Source organism: Hyalangium sp. (assembly GCF_045802625.1).
In the GTDB taxonomy this organism is placed as follows: domain Bacteria; phylum Myxococcota; class Myxococcia; order Myxococcales; family Myxococcaceae; genus Hyalangium.
In genome coordinates, this window is sequence record NZ_JBJMQP010000025.1 from 25,711 (window position 1) to 41,595 (window position 15,885).

Below are 15,885 nucleotides of genomic sequence, written 5' to 3' on the forward strand. Positions count from 1 at the left end.
GGCTCTTATCCGCTCTGCGCTGGGGTGACGCGGAGAACGGCGTGATAGAGGCTTGATCCAGCCACCATCGAAGAGAGGCCGATGCACCTTGCCACTGTGGCATTGCTCGTCATCCTGAATGGCGGCGTGCCCGCTCCGGACCGAGACGCATTGACGTTGGAGGCGACGCTGGCCGAGGCCACCGCCCAGGCCCCTGGAATCGCCGAGACCCAGGCTCGTGAGGCCCTGGCGCGAGGAGAGGTGGAGGTGGCCCGCACGCTGCCGCCGCTGACGCTTGGGCTGGGAGGGGGAGGGAATGATCCCCGCTGGTCGGCCGGTGTCTCGCAGAAGCTGCCCGTGCCGGGCTCTCGTGCGGCCCGGATCCAAGCCGCCGAGCAAGGGGTGCTCAGCGCCGAGGCCGAGCGGCGCGCCCGTGCCACCCAGGCCCGCGCGGATGCGCGAAAGGCGTACTTCTCCCTGGTGAGAGCCCGGCAGCTTGTTGACACGGCCACTCGCGCCGTGACGCTGGCCCGGCAGTCCGAGGAGGCGGCCCGGCTGCGGTTCGAGACGGGCGCGGCTCCGGAGCTGGATCTCGTGCAGGCGCGGTTGGCTCGGGCCTCCGCCGAGGCACAGTTGTTGACGCAGCAGGGAGAGGTGGCGGCGCTCTCCGCCGAGCTGGCGCTCTTCCTGGGGCGTGATCCTCGCCGCGCTCTGGAGCCCGTCAACACCGCTCCGCCCCGGCTCCTCTCGCTGGAGGACGTCCTGGCCCGAGCCGCTCAAGCTCCGCTCGCGCAGGCCCGGGCGGCGGATGTCACGGCCGCGGAGGCGACGCTCCGAGCGGCGCGGCGGGAGCGCTGGCCTTCGCCCACCGTCGGAGTCTCGGTGGAAGGCGAGGGGCCTCGTGGCGCGAATGCCTTCCTGCGAGGGGCGCTCGACTTCGATGTGCCGCTGTGGGGTAGGGGAGAAGTCGATCGCGCGGAGGCCTCGATCCGTGTGGCCCATGCCCTGGCGGAGGAGGATCGCCGGCGCAGGGTCGCGGAGATCGTCGCGGCCCATGAGCGGCTCGCCGCGGCCCTGGCGGCGCTCGAGCGGTTCTCGGCGGACATCCTCCCCGCTGCGGAGACGGCGGAGCGGATGGCCCTGGAGTCCTACCGCGCAGGACGCACCGCGCTGGTCTCCCTCAATGACGCGCGGCGGGCGGCCACGGAGACCCGGGTGCAAGCCATCGAGGCGGCGTTCAACGCGCAGACCGCCTTCGCCGCGCTGGAACTCGCTGCTGGGATTGCGCTCGATGAGAAATAGTTTCCTGCTCTCGCTCCTGTGTGCGGGTGCCGTGGTCGCCTGCAAGCAAGCTCCTCCGGCAGAGGAGGCCCAGCCCCACCCTCGGGTGCGGGTGGCGCAAGCGCAGCCGGGCCCCGCCGCGCTGAGCGTGACGGTCGCTGGCGTGCTCGCTGCTCCTCCGGGCCGTGACGTCAAGCTGGCGCCGCTCGTGCCGGGCCGGCTCGCGCGGCTGCTGGTCACCGAGGGGGACTCGGTGCGAGCCGACCAGGTGCTCGGGGAGGTGGAGACGGGGCCAGTGACGGACGAGCTCCAGCAGGCGGAGGCGACGGCTCGGGAGTCCGAAGCCGCCGTTCAAGCGGCGGAGTCCAAGCGCACGAGGACCGAGGTGCTCGTGGAGCATGGGGTCGCGGCGCGCGAGGAGGCGGAACAGGCTCGAAGCGCCGAGGCTGCCGCGAGGGCCGCGTTGCAGCGGGCCCAGGCGGCGCTCGATCAAGCCCACCGCAAGGTCCGCCACAGTGAGCTCAAGGCTCCCTTCAACGGCGTCGTGACGGCGGTGTTCATCCGGCAGGGCGAGACGGTGGATGGCGCGGGCCAGCCCGTTCTCCAGGTCGCGGCGATCGATCCGCTGGAGCTTCGTGCCTTCGTGGCGCCAGCGCAGGCCGCCCAGCTTCGCCCCGGCATGCGCGCGACGTTGATCGTCCAGGGCTTGTCGGACGCGCCCGCGGGTGAGGTCATCAAGGTCTCGCCCGCCATCGATGCCCAGAGCGGCAACATCCTGGTGCGTGTGGGCTTTGCCAATCCCGCGGCGCAGCTGCGGATCGGCAGCCTCGGCCGGGCGCGCATCATCACCGGCGAGGAGAAGGGAGCGGTGACGGTGCCAGCCTCCGCGCTCCTTCCGCAGGAGGACGGTGGGTTGGGCGTGGCGCTCGTGCAGGAGGGCAAGGTGCACAGCCTGCCGGTGACGGTGCGCTCCGAGGAGGCGGGGCAGGCGGTGGTTCAGGGCGAGCTCAAGGGTGGGGAGGCCCTCATCGTGGAGGGAGGCTACTCGCTGCCCGACGGAGCCGAAGTGGAGGTGGTGCGGTGAACCTGGTGGGCACCCTGCGGCGGCACGCGCCCGGGTTGATCGCGCTGGTGGTGGCCCTCTGCGTGTTCGGCGGCATCTCGCTGCTTCGGCTGCCGGGGGGCCTCTATCCGGAGGTGGCCTTCCCGCGCATCGTCATCGCGGCGACGCTGCCCGGCGCCAGCGCGCAGACGATGCAGTTGTCGGTGACGCGCCCGATCGAGGAGGGCCTGTCCACGGTCATCGGCGTGCGCCGGGTCCGCTCGAGGACCATCCGGGCCGCGGCGGAGGTGTCGCTCTGGTTCGAGCCCGACGCCGACATGAACCAGGCGCTGGGGCTCATCAACGCGCGGCTCGCCGAGATCCGGGGAGAGCTGCCGCAGGAGGTGAGCCTCACGGCGGAGCGGTTGACCCCGTCGTCCTTCCCCATCCAGACGGTCGCGGTGACGGGCACGGCGGATCCGGTCCAATTGCGCGACTTTGCCCTCTACACGTTGCGCCCGCGGCTGGCGGGCTTGCCGGGAGTGGGCCGCGTGGAGGTCATTGGCGGCGACGTGCGCGAGGTGGAGATCACCGTCGATCCCGAGCGCCTGGAGCAGGCCCAGCTCAACATGTCCCAGCTGGCCACCTCGGTGGGGGAGGCGCTGAAGCTCGAGCCCGCGGGCCGTGTGGACGTCCATTACCGGCAGGAGCTGGTGGTGGTCCAAGGCCCGCTGGAAGACACGGCCCAGTTCTCCAGGATCGTGGTCGGCGGTACCCCGGAGGCGCCCGTCCTGTTGGGGGACGTGGCTCGCGTGGAAGAGGGCCACGCCGACCGCTTGTCGCGCATCTCCGCCAATGGGAGGCCCGCGGCGCTGGTCAACATCGGGCGGCGGCCGGGCGCGGACGCGATCGCGCTGGCCAAGGCGGTCAACACGGAGCTGGAGAGTGTGAAGTCCGCGCTGCCCCCCGGCGTCCAGGTGTTCATCACCTATGATCAAGCGGGGCTCATCGCCCGGTCCGTGGCGCACGTGCGGGATGCGGTGGCGCTTGGAGGTGTCCTCACGCTGATCGTGGTGGGGCTCTTCCTGCGCTCCTGGCGGGCGATGGTGGCCGCCGCGGCGGCGCTGCCCGCCACCCTGCTGATGACGTGCGCGGCCCTCGAGCTGGCGGGAGGGACGATGAACCTCATGTCCCTGGGCGGGCTCGCGGTGGCCATCGGGCTCGTCGTGGACGATGCGGTGGTGGTGGTCGAGGCCGTGTACCGCCGCGTCGCGAGCGGCATGGAGCGCTGGAGTGCCACGGCTGATGCCCTGCGGGAGATTGCGTGGCCCGTCACCAACTCCACGCTCACCACGGTGGTGGTCTTCGCGCCGCTGTCCCTGTTGTCGGGCGTCTCGGGCCAGTTCTTCGCCGCGCTCGCGTTCACGCTCTGCGCCGCGGTGCTGATCTCCCTCGTGGTGGCTGTCACCCTGACTCCGTTGCTGTGTGGCTGGATGCTCCTGCCCCAGGGCGCGCACGCGCAGCCAGCGGCCGGCTTCTATCAGCGCATGCTCTCGCGGCTGATCGCCCGGCCCTGGCGGACGGTGGGAGCGGTGGCGGTGGTGACGGTGCTGTTCGCCGGGATCGCCAGCGGGGTGGGCACGGGCTTCCTCCCCGAGCTCGACGAGGGCGCGTTCGTGGTGGACTACTTCACCCCGACCGGCACCTCCGTCGACGAGGCGGATCGGCTGGGGCGGCAAGTGGAAGCGGCCATCGCGGTACTTCCAGAAGTGGAGAACACGGCCCGGCGCCTGGGCGCGGAGTTGGGCCCCCCGGCGGCCACCGAGTCCTATCGAGGCGACATGACGGTGGCCTTGAAGCCCACCCGCGAGCGCTCGGGGCCGGACGTGATTGAGGCGGCGCGCGCTCGCGTGGAGTCAGCGGTTCCGGGCGTCCGGGTGGAGTTTGTCGAGCTGCTCCAGGATGTGCTCTCGGATCTGGAGGGCAACCCTGATCCCATCGAGATCAAGCTCCAGGGCGCGGATGTCAACGCGCTCCGGGCGTTCGCGCCGCAAGTGGCCGAGCGCCTGCAAGACATCCCCGGGTTGGTGGACCTGTACAACGGAGTCTCCGGCTGCACTCCAGAGCTCCACCTGGACCTCGCGCTCCCGGTCGCGGGCCGGCTGGGGCTCAGCGCACAGGAGGTGGCGGCCCAGGTTCGCACGGCCCTGCTGGGGCAGGTGGTGAGCGCGGTGCCTCGCACGGGCCGGCTGGTGGATGTGCGGGTGCGCTTGCGCGACGCGGACCGGCTCGATCCCCAGGTGATCGAACGGCTGCGGCTGAGAACCTCCTCAGGCCTCACCATCCCGCTGATGCAGGTGGCGCAGGTGCGGCGGGAGTGTCTACCCTCCGAGCTGCTCTCCGAGAACCTGCGTCCGCTCGTGGCGGTGACGGGGCGGCTGGAGTCTCGGGATCTGGGCAGCGTCACGGCGGATGTGCAGGCCCGGCTGGCGGACCTGAAGCCACCGGAGGGCGTGGAGATGCGGCTGGGCGGACAGCGCGACAGCCAGCAGCAGTCCTTCCGGGAGCTGGTGCTCGTGCTCGGCATCGCCACCTTCGCGGTCTTCCTCGTCCTCACGTTCCACTTCCGCAGCCTCGTCCTGCCGCTGCTCATCCTGGGCGCGGCTCCGGTGGCGCTGGTCTCGGGGCTGGCGGTCCTGCGGCTCACGGGTGTCCCGCTCAACGTCTCCTCGTTGATGGGCGCCATCCTGCTCGTGGGCCTCGTCGTGAAGAACGGGATCCTCCTGCTCGATCGGGCCGAGTTGGAGCGCTCGGAGGGAGTTGGGGCCCAGGAGGCTGTTGCTCGGGCGGCCTCCGTGCGCCTGCGTCCCATCTTGATGACGACGTTGGCGACGCTCCTGGGGCTCGTGCCGTTGGCGCTTGGGCTCGGCGAGGGCTCGGAGCTGCAGCGCCCGCTCGCCATCACCGTCCTGGGCGGGCTGTCCATCTCCACGCTGATGGTGCTGCTGGGCTTGCCCTCGGCCTATGTGCTCGTGAGCCGGCGCGCGGGCGGGGGAAGCGATGGGCCCTCTCAGCGGGCTTCGACGGGCGCTGTCGAGCCATCCCCCTGAAGCGCCGGGAGGCTGAAGGAGAACACACTCTCGCCCGCTGGAGAGCGGGCGTAGGAGAGCGTTCCTCCGTGGGCTTCGATGATGGTGCGTGAGATGACGAGCCCCAGCCCTGTGCCATCTCCTCTTCGCGCGGGGTCGGCGCGAGCGAAGCGCTGAAAGAGCCTCGGCTCGAACGAGGGCTCGACGCCGGGGCCGTTGTCCACCACGCGCGCCTGCGCCCCCGCGGGTGTCGAGTGAACCTCGACACGAACCTGCCCCTGGGCGTACCGGAGCGCGTTGGACAGGAGGTTGTCCAGCACCCGCGACAGGAGCGTGGAGTCCCCGCGCACCAGGGCGGAGGTTCCGGAGAGCTCGATTCGCAAGGAGCGCGCCTGCACCTCCAGCAGCCGCTCGGCCCGCTGGGTGGCCTTCTGGGCGAGCAGGAACAGATCCACCGGCTCGGTGCCTGGCACGAGCAGGCCCGCATCCGCGCGCGCGAGGGTCAGCAGCGCATCCACCAGCCCGGCCAGCCCCCGGCTCTCCTCCTGGATGATCTGCAGCGCGCGGCGGTACTCCTCCGCCGAGCGCTCGCGGCGCAGGATGACCTCCGTCTCTCCGACGATGATCGTCAGCGGCGTGCGCAGCTCGTGCGCGGCATCCGCGGTGAAGTGACGGATGCGCTCGAACGCACTGCGCGTATCCGAGAGCAGGGCATTGAGCGTGGACGCGAGCTCATCCCACTCATCGCCCGTGCCGCGCACCGGCAGGCTCAGGTTCAGATCCGAGGCGCGAGCGGCGCGGGCTCGCATACTGGCCTCGCGCATGGGCGCCAGGGAGCTCCGGGCGAGCGCACGGCCCAGCGCCGCGGCGCCGAGCACCACCAGCGGGGCCGTCAACGCCATCGCGCCGAGCACGGGCAGGGCCTCATCGAAGATGCCCTCCTCCTCGGAATCCGGCGCGGGCGTGAGCCGCCTTCGCAGCTCGTCCGTGATGAGCACCCCTGTCACCAGCGCCGCATGGAGCAGGATGGTGGCGAGCACGGCTCCGCCGAAGAAGAGCGTCAGCCGGGCCCGCAGGGTTTTCGGCAACTTCATGTGCCGCTCCGCAGCACATAGCCCACGCCGCGCACGGTGTGGATGAGCCTGGAGCCAAAGGGCTCGTCCACCTTGGCGCGCAGGTAGCGGATGTAGACCTCGACGACGTTGGAGAAGGTCTCGAAGTCATGGTCCCAGACGGCCTGGACAATGCGTGTCCGGGAGACCACCTCGCCCGCGTGCTCCAGGAGGAACTGGAGCAGGGCATACTCCCGGGCCGTGAGGGAGAGCTCCACGCCGGCGCGGACCACCTTGCGAGTGACGGGATCCAGGGTCAGGTCCGCGTAGCTCAAGGTGGGGCTGGCCCGCTGGGAGACGCGGCGGAGGATGGCGCGGATGCGCGCGAGCAGCTCCTCGAAGGCGAAGGGCTTGATCAGGTAGTCATCCGCTCCGGCATTGAGGGCCGCGATGCGGTCGGCCACCGCGTCCTTGGCCGTGAGCATGAGGACCGGGGTGATGTCCTGCTGGGCGCGTATCGCCTTGAGCAGATCAATCCCCGACAGCCCGGGGAGCATCCAGTCGAGCAGGATCAGCTCGAAGTGCTCCTGGCGGAGCAGCTCCTGCGCCTGCTCTCCGTTCTCGCTCTCGCGGATGCGGAAGCCTTCTTCCGTGAGACCTCGGGCGACGAAGGCCCGGACACGCAGCTCATCTTCGACAATGAGGATGGACACGCGGGAGTTCTAACACGCGCCCGCCGGTGTCTCCTGTGAAGAGGCTCAGAGCCCGCCCGAATCGTAACTGGATGGCACATCCACGTGGTACACGAGGTCCACCGTGCGCTTCTCCGCCGGAGCCAGCTTGAGCTTCCAGGTGGTGATGCCGTCCTGCTCGGCGAGCGCGTAGCCGGCCGTCGTCTTCTTCGAGTCCAGCTCCACCTTCACGTCGTCCAGCTCGGACACGGGGATGTGCTCGGCCACCTCCACCTCCTCGGGGGCCTTGCGGTAGTTGGCCACCTCGAAGCGGTAGGCATAGCGGAAGCGCCGCTTGCCGCCGAAGAGGCCCTCGTCCCGGGCCACCTCCTCCACCACCTGGCGCTCCACGCGCAGCCCCTCCTCGATGCCGAACGTCAGCTCGAAGGGCGCGCCTTGCGCCACGCGCTCCAGGGGCTGGCGGCCGAGGAAACCCGTCTGACGGAACACATCCACCGCGCCCGGCAGCAGCGGGAAGGGCGCGCTGTTGGTGAGCCGGGCCACGCGGAACACCACGGGGTACAGCTTGGGGACCGAGCGCCAGGCAAAGGAGGCCTGGAGCCGCGTGCGTGCCACCCGGAGCCGCACCGCCGTGCCCTCCCCGGACACGTCCGCTCGCTCGGGGACGGCGAGCTGCACGGACAGGCCCTGGGCGGTGGCCTGCAGCGACTCTCCTCCCGAGGGAGTGGTCGCGCCCGTCTGCGCGTGCTCCTGATACTCCTCGCGCCGCGTCAGCACCTTGCGCTCTTCCTTGCGCTCCTCGGAGGAGACCTCCAGGGGCCGCAGCTCCGGCGGCGTCGCGTTCTCATCCGGCAGCGCGGTGGAGAGCAGCAGCCGAGCGCTCTTCCAATCCTCTCCCGTGCTCTGTTGCACGGTGGCGAAGGTGGACAGCTCCACGGCGTGGCCCTGCTCGTCGGCGCGAGCCTCGTAGGCGGGCTGCCAGGAGGCGCCCCCCACCATGTAGTGGAGCTCCACCTGGGCCTGCGTGCCCGGGGGGCAGTCCAGCCGCACCTCCACGCTCCGGTCGCTCCGGGCGGAGGCCGCCATCGTCCTCGCCTCCTGCGTCCGCAGCTCGGCCAGGGCGCGCTGGGTGGCGCGCAGCTTCGCGGCCTGGGCCTCCCGCTCGGCGGCGGCTCGGAGCCGGGAGCTGAGCGCGGTGTCGAGCGCGGTGCTCCACGCGCGGGTGTCTGGCTTGGCCTCGGTGAACTCCCGGCGCATGCGCGTGAGGGTCACCTGATCGAGGCTCGAGCCCAGGGCGTCCAGGGCGGCGGCGCGCGCTCGGGCATCTTCCAGCGTGGCCAGCTCTCGCTCCTGCTCCTGGCGCTGCTTCTCCAGCCGCTCGCGCTCGGCGCCATAGCGGGCTTGCCGCGTGTGCTCGGAGGCCAGCAGGCCCTCCACGGTGCCTCGATCCACCTGGGCGCGGAAGCTGACCGGGTCCGCCGCGGGCGGCAGCTCCTCGAAGCGCGCCAGGGTGTTGCGGCCCTCGCACGTCACCGTCTGCACGCGCGTCACCTGCGCGCGGTCCGGGTAGACGACAACGGAGGAGACCGAGGGTGTGGCCGCGAGCATCCACAGCGTCAGGGACAAGGTGTGCATGCGCGCCTCCTCACTGGTTCTGGTGCATGAGCCAGCCCTTCGGATGGCGCAGGGTGTACTCGAAGGACACCACCGCCTTGCCCGAGGCGGGCACGGTGAGCTCCCACTCCAGCGTGCCCTTCACCTTGTCCTGCCGGGCGAAGGGCTCGGTGCGGGTGAGCTTGAGCTCCACGTGCTCGTCCCGGGTGAGCGGCCATTGATCATGGATGCGCACCGGGAGCGGGAAGCCGTAGGGGTTGGCCACCTCGATGGTGACGCGATACGCCGTCTCCTCGTCCTTGCCGATGAAGCCCTTCTCCGCCTGGACGAGCGTCACGTTGCGCACCGGGTGCACCGCCCGGTCCACGCCGAGCGGCAGCGTGAAGCGCTCCCCGGGAGCGACGAGCTTCAGCGTGGCCGTGCCCGCCGGATCCGAGCCCACGAAGAGGCTCGCCTCGCCGCCGGGGAGCACCTGCTGGGAGGGGCTCTGGAGCTCGGCCACGAGGAAGGCATCCCGAGCGAGCGCGGGGAACAGCTTGCGCTCGGTCTTCACGGGCCAGGACTCGGTGAAGAGGGGGACACTGCGCCCGCCACCGCCGCTGGGAATCGTCTCCCGGCGCGCCGAGGCGAAGGCCAGATCATACCCTCCAGCGAGCGAGGCGGGCAGGCGCGGATCCACGGCGGGCCGCCGCCAGGCCGCGGGCGGCGCGAGCCCCACGCCGACAGTCTCCGTGGGAGCCGAGGAGCCGAAGAGGCCCCGCGACTGTTCGCTGGTCACCTCGATTTCTTCGACGGACTCCTCGCGGGCCTGGGCGGGTGGAGGTGCCATGGCCACGGCGGGAGGCGGACCGCGCGCAGGGCTGGGCTTCTTGGAGGGGGCGGTCTTCGCGTCCTTGTCGAATTCGTTCAGCTTGCCACCCAGGGTGATGGTGGACGGAGAGGGCTCCACCATGATGCTTGCATCCGGGGCACTGTCCTGCGGGCGATTCGAGTACTCGGCCTGTCCAGGGTGAGCAGCCTGGACGCGCGCCAGGAGCCGCTGGCGGAGCTGCTCGCTCTCGCTGGCCTCCGCGGGGAGGGGCGGAGGGACCGCGGGAGGTGGGCGGTACGGCACGGCGAGCGGAGCCGGCATGGGGATGAAGCGGTCGCGCTGGCCGATCTTCCAGGTGGCGAGCTTGGGAAGGGTCGTGGCGGTGGCGGGGATGGCCGTGCTGAGCGTCAGCGCCGCGTCCTGCCAGTCCTCGCCGGTCTCCTGGCTCACGAGCCCGAAGAAGGACACCTGCACCCGGTTGGCATCGGGGATGAGCTGCAGCTCATAGCGTGGGAACCAGCGCGCGTTGCGGGTGACATAGGTGAGCTTCAGCTTCACCGGGCCATTGCCCGAGAGCGTGGGAGCCACCTCCAGCCCGGGGCTTCGAGGCATGCCGCCCAGCCGGCTGGCTTCCTGGAGCTGGCGCTCTCGCTCTCGCTCCAGCTCCCGTGCGTGGGTCTCGAGCTCCCGCAGCCGCGCCTGGAGCTTGCCGGTGGCGTCGAGCAGGAAGGTGGTGGCGGCGTTCCACCCGGAGGGATCAAGCCGGGGCGGAGGGCCCTTGTCCCGCTCGCTCTCGGGAGCGGGCGTGGGGCGCAGGGCCTGAAGGGCGGTGAGCTGGGCGCTGCACGCCTCTCGCTCGCCGCGATTGCGAGCGAGCTGATCCTCCAGCCGATCCAGCGCGTCGAGCACCTTGCGCGCCTCGGAGGTAGTGAGGGCCTCGGGGCTCACGGGCCGCAGGTCCACGCGAGCGACCTCGGCCCCCTCGGCCTCCACGCGGATGGAGGAGGAGTCCACGGCCCCCAGGAGCGTGGGCAGCTCCACGCGCTGGGTGCCCGAGACGGTGAGCTGCGCGGTGCGCACCACGCGGGCCTGATCGCTGTAGACGGTGACGGAGGTGATGGGCGCGTCAAGGGCCGCGGCCATCACCCCGAAGCTCAGAAGGCCAAGCATGGTCAGCGCTTACTCTCTTCCGAGGACGCGGAGGGCTCCGAGGCAGTCGAGGACTGCTGGGCCTTCTCGTTCAGGATCATCCCCATGATCTGGTTGATGTTCATGGTGCTGACGTTGGACTGAGGCACCAGGATGATGTGCTTGCCGGAGAACTGCCGCGCCAGCTGCATCTTCACGTACGAGTCGCCGCCCAGCTTGTTGAGCGCCTCGGCCTCCTTGCGAGTGGCGTCCGACTCGGCCTTGGCCTGGGCCAGCAGCGCCTTGGCCGCGTTGGAGCGCTTGCTGGCGTAGGCGTCCGCCTCGTTGCGGATGCGGCCGGCCTGGCCGCGCGAGTCCTCGAGCTTCTGGTTCCACTCGGCGCGCTTGGCCTGCAGCTCCGACTGCTTCTGCACCACGATGTTCTTCTGCTGCTCCAGCAGCGTCTGCACGTCCGCCTCGGCCTGCTTCTGCGCGTCGATGGCCGCCTGGTACTCCGGGTCGAAGCGGTGCTGCTGCACCTGCATGCTGTCCACGAGGATGCCGAAGGGCTGCAGCTCCTTCTCGAGCATCTCCCGCGCCTCGGCCGCGACCCGGTTCTTGATGTCGACGTGGTAGTACTCTTCGCTGGTGATCTTGTTGAAGACGTCCCGGATGGTGGCGCGGGACACGGGCCGGATGACGCGCTCTTTAATCTCGTCGACGGAGTGGCCCACCCGGCTGATGACATCAGCGGCGCGCTCCGGGTTGATGCGCCACATGATGTTGACGTCGATGTGGACGTTGTTGCCGTCCTTCGTCTTGAAGGTGATGTCGTCCGGGACGGGGCGATCGCCCTCGTCGGTGTTGGCGTTCATCAGCAGGTTCTGCTGATAGATGGGCAGGGTGGCCCAGCTGTTGACGAACGGCATGACCATGTAGACGCCGCCGGGCGGGTATACCTGCTGCTCGCCGCGCTTCTCCAGGATGCCGAAGAGGCAGGTGCGGACGCCGACCTCGGTGGAGGAGGTGGACTCGCAGCCGGCGCACGCCAGCGCGAGCACGAGGAACACGAGCGAGCGGTTCATGGCAGCACCCCCGCCTGCGAGCCCGAGGGAGCAGGCCCCCCGGGAGACAGGCCTATCAAGGACCAGCTCTGGCGGATGAAGGAGATGTACTGCTCGGGCGTCATCACCCCGCGATCCACCGCGTCGAACATGCGAGCGATCTCCAGCGCCACCACGTAGCGGCCTCCGGCGATGTTGAGCGCGTCCGCCTTGAGGCGCTTGGCCTCGGCCTGGGCCAGGCCGTAGTCCCGGTCCGCCGCGGCGCGCGTCTGGCTGGCGTACAGCTCGGCCTCGGAGGTGAGGGTGGAGATCTGCGCGGCCACCTCAGACTCGGCGATGATGATGTTGGCGTTACCCTGGGACTCGAACTGCTGCAGCTTGGCGCGCTCCTCGTTCACCAGGGACTGCTTGCGGTTCTTCTCGGTGAGCTGCACCGCCACCTTCTTGTCGTGCAGGGACTTCTCGTAGTTGGGGGCGTAGCTGTAGCCGCTCACCAGGAGCTTCTCGACCTCGAAGCCGCGCGCGGCGAAGCGCTCGCGCAGGGTGTCCTCGGCGGCCTTCACGGCCTGCACGCGCAGCGCCTCGTGGAAGAAGGCCTCGGCGTTCATCGCCCCGAGCGTGGAGACCACTCCGTTGCGGAAGGTGTTGATGACGAACCGGTCCACGTAGGCCGTGCCGAAGCCGAACTCCTTGGCGACCTTCACGGGGTCCTTCACGGTGTAGAGCAGGACGACCTCGGCGATGACGGCGTATCCGTCCGAGGTCTGCACCGACAGCGCGTCGATGGTGCGGTGGGTGTCCAGGCCGAGCAGCCGCATGCGATCGTCGAAGTAGGCGTCCACCTTCCGGACGACAGCCGGGTTGGGGGCCTTGTGCTCCGCCTCCTGGCGATCGTTGCTGGCCTCGAGGATGTGGAGGGTGCGCGGGAAGGTGTAGAGCGTGGTGCCCGGCCCGACGAAGTAGAGGCCCGGCCCGTAGGCCTGGTCCACGATGCCGGAGTTGGTGCCGAGCCGGCGCTGCATCACGCCGTACTCGCTGGGCAGCACGCGGGCGGTGCAGCTCATGTAGAGGATGCACAGCAGCAGCAGGGGACTGGCGAGCACCAGCAACAACCGGCGCAGGCGGAAGGTCAGCTTTCCGACCGCCTGGCGGGCGGAGTTGATCTGGACCATGGGTTAGCGGCTCCGGGTAGGCGAAGGATCCTTGGAGGGAGAATCCGAGAGGGGTTCAGGGGAGACCGAGCCGGTCATCAAGTGGCCCAGGGTGAGGCGCGAGGCCTCGCGGTCGGCGGCGAGCACCAGCGCGTTGACTTCCTTCTCGTAGCGGCGGGCGGCCCACCAGCGGCGCAGGTCCGGGAAGACGAGCCCGGCCAGGGCGAAGGGGATGACCCACTCCCGGGCCCACAGCGGGATGAAGGGCGCCCACACCACGAAGGCGCCCAGCAGCATGCCGGCCACGCTCCACAGGAGGCGCTCCACGCCATGGAGCCACTCGGGGACGAGATAGAAGTCGTTGCGCTCGCGCTGGGTGAAGTGGGTGGTCAGCCGCACGTAGGCGGGCAGCAGCACTCCGCGCGCCAGGTTCTCCATCTCCCGGACGAGCGCCTCGCGCGCCTCGGGAGCCAGGCCCTCGGTCTGCAGGGCCAGGCTGTCTCGCATCAGGGGCAGTTGCTCCTCCAGGTACGCGCTGAAGAAGCGCGTCGCGACCGTCTCGGTGAGGGGCTCGGGGAGGCCTGCGCGGCGGTCCTCGAAGCCCTGCAGCAGACGGTCTGCCCACAGGCCCAGCACCGAGCTGGGGGCTTTGGAAGAGGAGGGCGGGGCGGGAAGAAGGCTCACGGCACCGAGTGCTTAGCGCGAAGTCGGGGGATCAGGAAGCCTCGCCCAGGAAGCGGCGCCGCAGCGTGCGAGTCACCTCCGCGTCCCAGCGAGGCGAGAAGAGCTCCACGACGGTGCGGCGCCAACGCAGCGCACACGCCAGACAGGCGAGCGTGGCCATCAGCCCGACGAGGGTGTTCTGCCACGAGGCCAGGTTCCACTGGCCCCTCCAGAACCACTCCTGCGTGGACGTGGGCCAGAAGTACTGGATGGGCCAGCCAGGGCCGCTGCCGGCGAGATCACACAGCAGGTGCACGTGGAAGGCCGCGAGGGCGAGCAGGGCCACCGGGCCACGTCTCCGCGCGAACGCCGTGCAGAGCGCGACGGTGACGAGGGCCCCCACGTATCCATGGAAGAGGACGTGGTGGTACTTCGCATACAGGTCCTCTCCCGCCAGAAGGACGAGCCCATCCACGTCCGGCGCCAGCCCCGCGAGGGTGACCAGGGTGCGATCCCTCCGCTCGCGCAGGCCCTGCGCCATCAACCAGGACAGCTCCGCATGGACGATAGGGTTCATGGCTGGGGAGCGTACCGCGCGGGGGCAGCCGCTACCTACTCTGCCCGCACCTCGGCCACCACGAGCTGCCGGAGGACGCCGGTCCGGGTGTTGTGATTCAGGAAGCTCCAGGTCAGGCGGGTCACCGGGAAGTGCTCGAACGCTCGCAGGGTCTGAACGGACAGGCCCTGGCTCTGCAGGCCCGCGATGGCCTCTTCCGGCAGGAAGACATAGACGGGCTGGGTGCTCGCCACCCGTTGCAGCGCCGGCAGATCCCAGCGCTGCACGGGGGCCCGGGTGTAGAGCTCCAGGGCGTAGGAGTTGAAGTCAAACAGGCCCACGGGGCGCGGGGGCAGGCCATTGATGAAGGCAGCCGCCTCGCTGCCCGACTGGTAGCGCGCCACCGCCGGGTAGAACACCCCGTTGAGCATGAGGTTGAACGCGACGGAGGCCGCGAAGCTCCGCCCGATCGCGTCGGAGAGGTGGCTGGACCTGAAGAGGAACAGGCTCGCCACCCCGAGCGCCACCATGCCAATGGCCGTGGGCACGGCGAGGGGAGGCCGGAAGAGCCACAGCAGGCCCAGCCCCAGCAGCAGCAGGGCTCCCGCCACGAACGTCTGAACCCCGGAGGCCACACGCATCGGTCCCGGACGCTCCAGCCGGCACGCCCACTGCGCGGTGATGATGCTGAAGAACGGGAAGACGATGTTCAGGTAGTGCGGGAGCTGGAAGCGAGACAGCGAGAACACCAGGAAGGTGAGCCCCGCGGAGCCCCAGGTGATGAACTCCCGGCGCTCGGGGGGCTCCTGCCGCCGGCGGAACACGCGACTCAGCACCGCCGCGTACAGCCAGAGTGACCAGGGCAGAAAACCCCAGAGCACCGTGTGGAAGAAGAAGAGCGGATGCCCCTTGCCCTGGATGGGGCCGGTGTTCATGAAGCGGCCGAACTGGCTGCCCCAGAAGAAGAACCCCAGCCCCGACACGCCCGTGCGCCCGAAGACGGCCTTCTCCGGGTGCAGATCGAACTGCTGGTAGAGGCAGTACAGCTCCGGGAGGATGAACACGCCCACCAGCACCAGGGCCGCCCACCAGCGAGGCCGCCAGAGCTCGCGCCACTGCCGGCGCACCAGCCAGTGCACCACCAGGCCCCCGCATACCGGGAGCAGCACGAACAGGCCCTTGGTCATCACCGCGCACGCGGCCAGCAGCGAGCCCACCACCAGGTGGAGGCTGAAGCGGGACTCCTGGGCGCGGACGTAGTGGTAGACGCTGCCGGTGATCAGCCCGAGCAGGAACGGCTCGGCCCGCACGTCGTTGTTCGAGAGGAGCAGGTGCTGGGCCACCAGCAGCAGCAGCACGGCCACTCGCGCGACGGTGCCGTCATGGAGGCGCCGGGCGAGCAGGTACGTGTAGACCACGCCCAGCCCCCAGAACAGCAGCGCGGGCAGCCGGTAGGCCACGGCGCTGACGCCCAGCAGCCGGAAGCTGAGCGCCGTCACCCAGAAGGGGAAGTGCGGCTTGTCCAGCCAGTCCCCGCCGTTGGCGATGAGATCGACGAAGTCGCCGCTCTCGGCCATGTGCCGGGCCAGCGTGGCGTACAGGGCGGAGTCCGGCTCGGCGACGGTGCCCGCCAGCCCGCTCAGGTTCACCAGCACGCCGATGGGAAGCAGCCACCGGAACCAGCGCTTCAGCCAGGAGTCGAACGTGAGAGGCGGGGACGGGGACGGCATGGCGGCAGCCCGGCGCTTATCAGCCGAGGCCCC

General features: G+C 70.3%; 12 protein-coding genes. 3 read left to right on the plus strand and 9 right to left on the minus strand.

Annotated elements, in window-relative coordinates; translation table 11 throughout:
• Positions 1-81: 81 nt before the first annotated feature.
• Genes ACJ8AT_RS04575 through ACJ8AT_RS04585 form a run of 3 tightly spaced genes read left to right on the plus strand, consistent with a single transcriptional unit; the run spans position 82 to position 5,412 of the window.
• Positions 82-1,281: a TolC family protein gene (locus tag ACJ8AT_RS04575; protein ID WP_407736317.1), complete on the plus strand. Its 1,200-nt coding sequence runs from the start codon at positions 82-84 to the stop codon at positions 1,279-1,281.
• The gene (locus ACJ8AT_RS04580; RefSeq protein WP_407736318.1) at positions 1,271-2,344 is read left to right on the plus strand and encodes an efflux RND transporter periplasmic adaptor subunit; all 1,074 of its coding nucleotides are present in this window, start codon (positions 1,271-1,273) and stop codon (positions 2,342-2,344) included. The genes ACJ8AT_RS04575 and ACJ8AT_RS04580 overlap by 11 nt, the downstream gene beginning before the upstream one ends.
• Positions 2,341-5,412 (plus strand): efflux RND transporter permease subunit, encoded by a 3,072-nt coding sequence (locus tag ACJ8AT_RS04585; RefSeq protein ID WP_407736319.1) that lies wholly within the window; start codon positions 2,341-2,343, stop codon positions 5,410-5,412. Before ACJ8AT_RS04580 ends, ACJ8AT_RS04585 begins: the two co-directional genes overlap by 4 nt.
• Here the strand turns inward: ACJ8AT_RS04585 and ACJ8AT_RS04590 are convergent.
• The 9 genes from ACJ8AT_RS04590 to ACJ8AT_RS04630 are packed head-to-tail and all read right to left on the minus strand — an operon-like array spanning position 5,373 to position 15,852.
• Complete coding sequence (locus tag ACJ8AT_RS04590) at positions 5,373-6,485, minus strand: sensor histidine kinase (protein WP_407736320.1); 1,113 nt, start codon at positions 6,483-6,485, stop codon at positions 5,373-5,375. The genes ACJ8AT_RS04585 and ACJ8AT_RS04590 overlap by 40 nt on opposite strands.
• A complete protein-coding gene (locus tag ACJ8AT_RS04595; protein ID WP_407736321.1) occupies positions 6,482-7,156 on the minus strand; it encodes a response regulator in 675 nt (224 codons plus the stop codon). Before ACJ8AT_RS04595 ends, ACJ8AT_RS04590 begins: the two co-directional genes overlap by 4 nt.
• A 45-nt stretch (positions 7,157-7,201) precedes the next feature.
• Positions 7,202-8,770 (minus strand): mucoidy inhibitor MuiA family protein, encoded by a 1,569-nt coding sequence (locus ACJ8AT_RS04600; protein ID WP_407736322.1) that lies wholly within the window; start codon positions 8,768-8,770, stop codon positions 7,202-7,204.
• Positions 8,771-8,780: 10 nt separating this feature from the next.
• The gene (locus ACJ8AT_RS04605; RefSeq protein ID WP_407736323.1) at positions 8,781-10,730 is read right to left on the minus strand and encodes a DUF4139 domain-containing protein; all 1,950 of its coding nucleotides are present in this window, start codon (positions 10,728-10,730) and stop codon (positions 8,781-8,783) included.
• Between the two features lie 2 nt (positions 10,731-10,732).
• On the minus strand, positions 10,733-11,773 hold the full coding sequence (locus ACJ8AT_RS04610; RefSeq protein WP_407736324.1) for an SPFH domain-containing protein: 1,041 nt from the start codon (positions 11,771-11,773) through the stop codon (positions 10,733-10,735).
• Positions 11,770-12,924, minus strand: coding sequence for an SPFH domain-containing protein (locus ACJ8AT_RS04615; protein ID WP_407736325.1), 1,155 nt, complete (start codon positions 12,922-12,924; stop codon positions 11,770-11,772). Before ACJ8AT_RS04615 ends, ACJ8AT_RS04610 begins: the two co-directional genes overlap by 4 nt.
• A 3-nt stretch (positions 12,925-12,927) precedes the next feature.
• Positions 12,928-13,587, minus strand: coding sequence for a hypothetical protein (locus tag ACJ8AT_RS04620; RefSeq protein ID WP_407736326.1), 660 nt, complete (start codon positions 13,585-13,587; stop codon positions 12,928-12,930).
• 31 nt (positions 13,588-13,618) lie between these two features.
• Entirely contained in the window at positions 13,619-14,143 is a 525-nt protein-coding gene (locus ACJ8AT_RS04625) for a metal-dependent hydrolase (protein WP_407736327.1), read from the minus strand.
• Between the two features lie 35 nt (positions 14,144-14,178).
• Positions 14,179-15,852: an ArnT family glycosyltransferase gene (locus ACJ8AT_RS04630; protein ID WP_407736328.1), complete on the minus strand. Its 1,674-nt coding sequence runs from the start codon at positions 15,850-15,852 to the stop codon at positions 14,179-14,181.
• Positions 15,853-15,885 lie beyond the last annotated feature (33 nt).